Raw genomic sequence first — 6,494 nt, forward strand, 5'->3', positions numbered from 1 at the left:
CCTTGATTCTCCTTCGTCGTAGTAGCGGGGGCCAGACTCGAACTACGTCCGGCTGCTGCCGGATATGAGTCCAACGAGCTACCTCTTTGGTAATATATTCGTGCGAATAAAATCCCGTCCTTTATGTGACTTCAACTCTTGCTCGCGTTTTAATGCTGATGATTTTTCAGTAAACTCTTCGGTATAAATCATGATCCAAGGACGATAACTTCTTGTCCATCCCTTTGGTAGATTATTATGCGCAAACAAGCGCTTCTCCGGATCTGAGCTCATTCCAATGTAGATCTTATCATAGCTATCCGAGTAGAGTACATAAACGTAAAATACCATAACGTTAGAATAAAAAAAGGAGAACCAATTTCTTGATTCTCCTTCGTCGTAGTAGCGGGGGCCAGACTCGAACTGACGGCCTTTGGGTTATGAGCCCAACGAGCTACCAACTGCTCCACCCCGCAATATATCTTAAATATTTTTAGTCTTTTTTGAACGTCTTCGGTGTTTCATTTCCCGAATGCGGTTGCAAATATAGAACAAGTTTTTCAATATCCAAATACGACCGCATTATTTTTAAATTTTCTGCTTGCGTTAAAAAGTATTAATTTCAGCCTCCCTAAGATGGCTATCCGCCTAATTTAGCTAATTTTGACGATTCCAAATCGGAGGCATGAAAGAACAGAAAAAAAAGAAAATTTTAGAAAAACTACAGAACCGTTACCGGTTAATCATTTACAACGACACCTCATTTCAAACGGTTTGGAGTGCGCGCCTCACTAGAATCAACGTATTTTTGATCTTTGGACTAGGTGGTATTGCATTAATTGCATTAACAGTTTTGATTATCGCTACCACCCCTCTAAAAGAATTTATTCCAGGCTATCCGTCCGGAGATGTTCGTGAGTTAATGGTGAAGAATGCGGTTATGCTCGACTCGTTGGAAGACCAAATTCAACTTCGCGACAATTATCTGAAGACAATTCAAACGGTGTTGAACGGAGAGGCCCCGCCAGATCAGTCAAGCTCTACCGATACCACATTAAAACCAGCTGAGCTGAATGCAAACACCTACAACCACGATTCGATTTTCGAACAACATCTGCTGGAAGAACAACTGGATCTTTCCATCAATGCAAAAGATCAAAAAGCGACCAGACTGGCCAACCTTCACCTCTTCACCCCGATGAAAGGAATGGTGACCGAAAAATTCAACAAAGACATTAACCACTATGCTGTTGATATCGTAGGCCTGCCAAACGCCCGTATTTCAGCGGTCATGGACGGTACAGTTATTTTTGCCGGCTGGACCGTAGAGACCGGCTATGTGATGTACATCCAACACGACAATAACCTTATCTCAGTTTATAAACACAACTCGGAACTGCTAAAAAAAGAAGGCGACATTGTTAAAGCAGGTGAAGTAATTGCTTACATGGGTAATACCGGAGAATTGTCGACCGGCCCGCACCTGCATTTCGAACTTTGGCACAAAGGCGTTCCGTTGAACCCCGAAGAATACATCGACTTTTAACCAAACCATGAAAAAAAGAATAGCTATCCTTGGATCTACCGGGTCGATTGGCACACAGGCACTGGAGGTGATCGAGCAAAATCCCGATCATTTCGAAGTGGAAGTGCTGACTGCAAACAACAATATTGATCTACTGATCCAACAAAGCCGCAAGTTTAAACCCAATGCGGTTGTCATTGCCAACGAATGCCGTTACAGCATTCTGCAAGAAGCCCTGAAGGACGAAGACATTAAAGTTTACGCCGGAAAAGAAGCTTTGGAGCAAGTGGTACAAATGGACAGCATCGATATGGTGCTAACAGCCATGGTTGGCTACTCAGGCTTGCTGCCAACGCTCAATGCCATACGCGCAGGCAAACACATCGCCTTGGCCAACAAAGAAACCCTCGTTGTCGCCGGAGAGATTGTTAACCGTGAAGCCATTGAAAACAAAGTCAACATTTATCCGGTAGACTCGGAACATTCAGCCATCTTCCAGTGTTTAGCAGGGGAACACATGAACGAGATCGAAAAGATTTACCTCACTGCCTCTGGTGGTCCGTTCAGAGGTTTCAGCCTCGAGCAGCTGCAAAAGGTAACCACAGCCGACGCCCTGAAACATCCCAACTGGGACATGGGAGCCAAAATCACCATCGACTCGGCCAGTATGATGAATAAAGGTTTTGAGGTGATTGAAGCGAAATGGTTATTCGACCTGAAACCGGAACAAATCGATGTAGTTATTCACCCGCAAAGTATTGTGCACTCGCTGGTTCAGTTTCGCGACGGATCGATGAAAGCACAAATGGGACTACCCGATATGAAGCTGCCGATCCAGTATGCGATGAACTTTCCGCAACGACTGCCATCGAACTTCGATCGTTTCAACTTTATGAATTACCCAACGCTGACCTTCGAACAGCCTGATACAAAAATTTTTCGTAACCTTGCACTGGCTTTCGAAGCGCTTAACCAGTCCGGAAACATGCCTTGCATCCTGAACGCCGCAAACGAAGTTGTGGTACAGGCTTTGCTACGCGAGAAGATTCGCTTTGTAGAAATGCCGGACATTATTGAAGAAAGCATGCAGAAAGTTGCTTTCATAAAAAATCCGGATTTGAATGACTATATTCAAACCGATAAGGAAACACGATTGTTAACAACTTCATTAATCAAGAAAAGAAGCTAAAAACACAAGTAAAAACGAATGGAACAAGTACTCATAAAAGCTGCCCAATTAATTTTAAGTCTTTCACTGCTGGTGATCCTCCACGAATTTGGACACTTTGCTTTCGCCCGCCTGTTTAAAACCCGGGTTGAAAAATTCTACCTGTTCTTCGATCCCTGGTTCTCACTCCTTAAAGTGAAAAAAGGTGAAACCGAGTATGGGATTGGCTGGTTGCCATTGGGTGGTTATGTAAAAATAGCCGGAATGATTGACGAGTCGATGGACAAAGAAGCTTTGAGCCAGGAACCGCAACCGTGGGAATTCCGCTCCAAGAAAGCCTACCAACGCTTGTTGATCATGATTGGTGGTGTCTTAATGAATTTCATACTGGCTTTTGTCATCTACATTGCTATTCTGTATGCTTACGGAACCGAGTATACTCCAACAGCCAGTGCCAAATACGGGATCATGGTGAACGAAGCCGGTGAAAAAATCGGTCTTCAGAATGGTGATAAAATCCTGTCAGTGGATGGCCAGTACATCGAAAACTTCCAGAAAATTCTGCCGACTGTCGTACTCGACAAAGCCCATACAATCACAGTTGATCGTAACGGCGAAAAAGTAGATATTGAAATTACCGACGACAAACTGGTACCGCTTATCAAAGGTCAGGTTGATATTTCACCCCGTTACCTGTTCGACTGTTCAGTTGCTAAACTTGTAAAAGATAGCCCTGCGGCCAAAGCCGGACTGGAAAAAGGGGACCATTTTGTAAGTGTTGATGGACAAACCTTCAAATTTTACGACCAGTTTATCAAGTACCTGCGTTCACACAAAGAAGAAACGATTACTTTAAACATCCTGCGCGATGAAAAGCCGATGGATGTCCCGGTAACTGTTGACGAAGATGGAAAACTAGGGTTTCAGGCCGACTTCGATCCGGAGACCATGGCATATCTCAAGACCAAGACGATTAAATACACTTTTGCTGAATCTATTCCTGCAGGTATTAAACGCGGGGTAAACACCGTGAAAGATTACCTGAAACAGTTCAAGCTAATTTTCTCACCGAAAACAAAAGCTTACGAATCACTGGGTGGATTTATCTCAATCGGTAACATTTTCCCAGGCGCCTGGGACTGGTACGCTTTCTGGAACATGACAGCTTTCCTGTCGATTATCCTAGGTGTAATGAACCTGTTACCCATTCCTGCATTGGATGGTGGACACGTAACCTTCCTGCTCTTTGAGATGATTACCGGACGTAAGCCAGGCGAGAAATTCCTGGAATATGCACAAATTACAGGTATGATCATCTTGCTGGCCCTGGTCTTGTTTGCCAACGCCAACGACATTATAAAACTGTTTAATTAAGAGTAAATTAGATTTTTTCTATTTTTGTAGAAACCATATAAACTTATTAACTATGCTTTTATCAATTATTCTGGGAATGTTCGGGCCCCAAGAGATTTTAATCATCTTGGTAATTGTTCTATTACTGTTTGGTGGCCGCAAAATTCCTGAACTCATGAAGGGACTGGGTAAAGGAATGAAGGAGTTCAAAAAAGCATCATCTGAGGACGAGGACGATGACGACAAAAGCTCAACAAAGGAGAAACAAAAAGATTAATCCCAATTACGATCGATACATCCCGTCATAGCCTGACGGGATTTTTTTTACCGGAACCATTCACCTTGTGCAGTCTGGTAAGATTTTTGTATAACGTATTGCACATCATAAAATCAGCAACATGAAACGTTTAAGCCTCATTCTCTTAACATTCATAAGTATTAGTTTGGTACTAAGCTCTTGCAAGGACGACACGAAACTAATGAAGAAAATTACCGGTAAAGCCGGCGAAGTTGTCGTTGTAATCCCAAAAGAAAGCTGGGACAGCAGCGTAGGCGAAAGCATCCAAAAAACACTGGCACAAGCACAGCTCTCCCTCCCGCAGGAAGAACCGCTTTTCGATTTAATTAATGTTCCGCCGGCAGCCTTCAAGGACATCTTTAAAAGTAGCCGCAACATTATTAATGTGCGTATTTCGCCAACCATCGACACAGCTAAAGTAGAATTCAAAAAAGATATTTGGGCCTGGCCACAAGCAGTGGTTAATATCTCGGCCAAATCGAATGAGGACTTCGATACGATTTTCAAGAAAAATTCGGACAAAATCGTGGCTTACTTACTAAAAGCAGAACGCGACCGGCTGAAGATGAATTACAAGAAATACAACAATAAAGAAGTTGAAGCAGCTGTTGAGAAAAACGTAAAGGTAGACGTGTCAGTTCCGGTAGGCTACAAAGTGGCTAACCAGGGACCCAATTTTACCTGGGCTCGTTACGATGCGCCTGAAGTCATTCAGGGAATTGCCTTTTACTCGTTCCCCTATGTTTCGGACAGCACATTTACGGCTAGCTATTTAGAGCAAAAACGCGACTCCATACTGGGTAAGTATATCGAAGGACAATCACCGGGGACCTACATGGTTTCGGAACATCGGGTGGATCCAACATCTACCATTTTCCATTATAAAAACAACTATGCAGTTGAAACGCGTGGCTTGTGGCGTATTGAGAATGATTTCATGGGTGGACCATACATTAGCCTCGCGGTATTGGATGCAGCGAACAACCGGGTTGTGGTAGCCGAAGGTTTTGTTTATGCACCTCGCTACAACAAGCGTAATTACCTTCGCCAGGTAGAAGCTATTGTTTACTCACTTGCCTTGCCTGATCAGGCTAAAAACGATAAAATACAAAGCCAGATCAACATGGGTAACTAAAGCCTTACCAGCCGTTGCTGAAGTACACAAGAACAAAAGATATGAAGCTGTCTAAAGAGATTTAGGCAGCTTTTTTCATTCGCCCCAACTACACGACCAATGACAGATTTAATGATTGTAGGATATAGATGGAATGAAGGATTGAAGGATTGAAAGAGCTGCAAGCTACTAGCTGCAAGCTGACTCAAATTCCAGCTTTTAAATTCCAAAAAGGAACGCGATACTATCACGCACCAGCAAGGGCAGTGGGTAATAACCCGCAACTTGAAACTCGAAACTTTAACGTTTGCGCTTTCTTACTTCTACATTTCTTATTGGTTATTCGATATGCTACATTTCAAGGATTGCGTCCTCCTTCGTCGTCCTACTAATGACCGATTTAATAAGAACTGTCATTTCTGTATGATACCCCATTTATTTGGTAAGATACTTGAAGAAACAGACCGGAGCTCCAAAAGACAACTCTACCAATGGTAGATTTGCCAGCAGAAGTGCCGGGACGATTCTACAAATTGTAGAAACCTCTCGGCAACCACTTTGGAACTTCTACCATTTGTAGAAGTTTCCCGGCTATCCGTTTGAACATCTACAAATTGTAGAAAGGCCTCGGCGACTACTTTGGGCTTTCTACAAACTGTAGAAGCTTCCCTGCTATCGGGTTGGAGAATCTACCGTTCGTAGAAAAAAGAAAGACCATCCTTTCGGACGGTCTTTCCTGTTGTATATGGCAATTCTTCTTAATTAACCGCATTTCGATGATCCGCAGTCCGGACATGTTAAGCATCCTTCCTGGTAGATCACGTTTTTAGAACCACATTCGCCGCAGGCAGCACCTTCAGCAATTGTTCCGTTCGGAATATATTTCTTCAAAGCACGGGCAACACCAGCTTTCCAGCTGTTAATGGTTTCATTATCCAGTTGCAATCCGTTAACAGTATTCACCACTTTATGAATTGGCATACCGTGACGAAGGATACCTGAAATCAGTTTTGCATAGTTCCAGAATACCGGGTTGAACTTATACGACAATCCTTCG

At 43.2% G+C, this 6,494-nt stretch carries 7 protein-coding genes and 1 tRNA gene; 5 read left to right on the forward strand and 3 right to left on the reverse strand.

Going from position 1 to position 6,494, the window contains the following annotated elements:
- Positions 1-78: 78 nt before the first annotated feature.
- Together AC37HE_RS16475 and AC37HE_RS16480 are read right to left on the reverse strand one after the other, a co-directional pair.
- Complete coding sequence (locus tag AC37HE_RS16475) at positions 79-330, reverse strand: GIY-YIG nuclease family protein (protein ID WP_500784138.1); 252 nt, start codon at positions 328-330, stop codon at positions 79-81.
- 52 nt (positions 331-382) lie between these two features.
- Positions 383-455 (reverse strand) — tRNA-Met (locus AC37HE_RS16480).
- A 209-nt stretch (positions 456-664) separates the two neighbouring features.
- Between AC37HE_RS16480 and AC37HE_RS16485 the strand changes: the two genes are divergently transcribed.
- The 5 genes from AC37HE_RS16485 to AC37HE_RS16505 all read left to right on the forward strand — a co-directional run bounded on the left by AC37HE_RS16485 (position 665) and on the right by AC37HE_RS16505 (position 5,458).
- Positions 665-1,525 carry a M23 family metallopeptidase gene (locus AC37HE_RS16485; protein WP_500784140.1) on the forward strand — a complete coding sequence of 287 codons (861 nt, stop codon included), beginning with the start codon at positions 665-667 and terminating at the stop codon, positions 1,523-1,525.
- Positions 1,526-1,532: 7 nt separating this feature from the next.
- Entirely contained in the window at positions 1,533-2,693 is a 1,161-nt protein-coding gene (locus tag AC37HE_RS16490) for a 1-deoxy-D-xylulose-5-phosphate reductoisomerase (RefSeq protein WP_500784142.1), read from the forward strand.
- Positions 2,694-2,711: 18 nt separating this feature from the next.
- On the forward strand, positions 2,712-4,046 hold the full coding sequence (gene rseP / locus AC37HE_RS16495; protein ID WP_500784144.1) for an RIP metalloprotease RseP: 1,335 nt from the start codon (positions 2,712-2,714) through the stop codon (positions 4,044-4,046).
- Between the two features lie 52 nt (positions 4,047-4,098).
- A complete protein-coding gene (gene tatA, locus AC37HE_RS16500; RefSeq protein ID WP_500784146.1) occupies positions 4,099-4,302 on the forward strand; it encodes a twin-arginine translocase TatA/TatE family subunit in 204 nt (67 codons plus the stop codon).
- A 121-nt stretch (positions 4,303-4,423) separates the two neighbouring features.
- Positions 4,424-5,458 carry a DUF4837 family protein gene (locus AC37HE_RS16505; protein WP_500784147.1) on the forward strand — a complete coding sequence of 345 codons (1,035 nt, stop codon included), beginning with the start codon at positions 4,424-4,426 and terminating at the stop codon, positions 5,456-5,458.
- 741 nt (positions 5,459-6,199) lie between these two features.
- On the opposite strand, the gene AC37HE_RS16510 is transcribed toward AC37HE_RS16505, so the two are convergent.
- The coding region (locus AC37HE_RS16510) for a TSCPD domain-containing protein (RefSeq protein WP_500784149.1) at positions 6,200-6,494 on the reverse strand (295 nt) is incomplete at its 5' end.

It is taken from the genome of Mangrovibacterium sp., from assembly GCF_059905295.1.

Coding starts and splice junctions, on each gene's coding strand:
- AC37HE_RS16475 (WP_500784138.1), bottom strand. CDS start 330: ATGGTATTTTACGTTTATGTACTCTACTCGGATAGCTATGATAAGATC.
- rseP (WP_500784144.1), top strand. CDS start 2,712: ATGGAACAAGTACTCATAAAAGCTGCCCAATTAATTTTAAGTCTTTCA.
- AC37HE_RS16485 (WP_500784140.1), top strand. CDS start 665: ATGAAAGAACAGAAAAAAAAGAAAATTTTAGAAAAACTACAGAACCGT.
- AC37HE_RS16490 (WP_500784142.1), top strand. CDS start 1,533: ATGAAAAAAAGAATAGCTATCCTTGGATCTACCGGGTCGATTGGCACA.
- AC37HE_RS16505 (WP_500784147.1), top strand. CDS start 4,424: ATGAAACGTTTAAGCCTCATTCTCTTAACATTCATAAGTATTAGTTTG.
- tatA (WP_500784146.1), top strand. CDS start 4,099: ATGCTTTTATCAATTATTCTGGGAATGTTCGGGCCCCAAGAGATTTTA.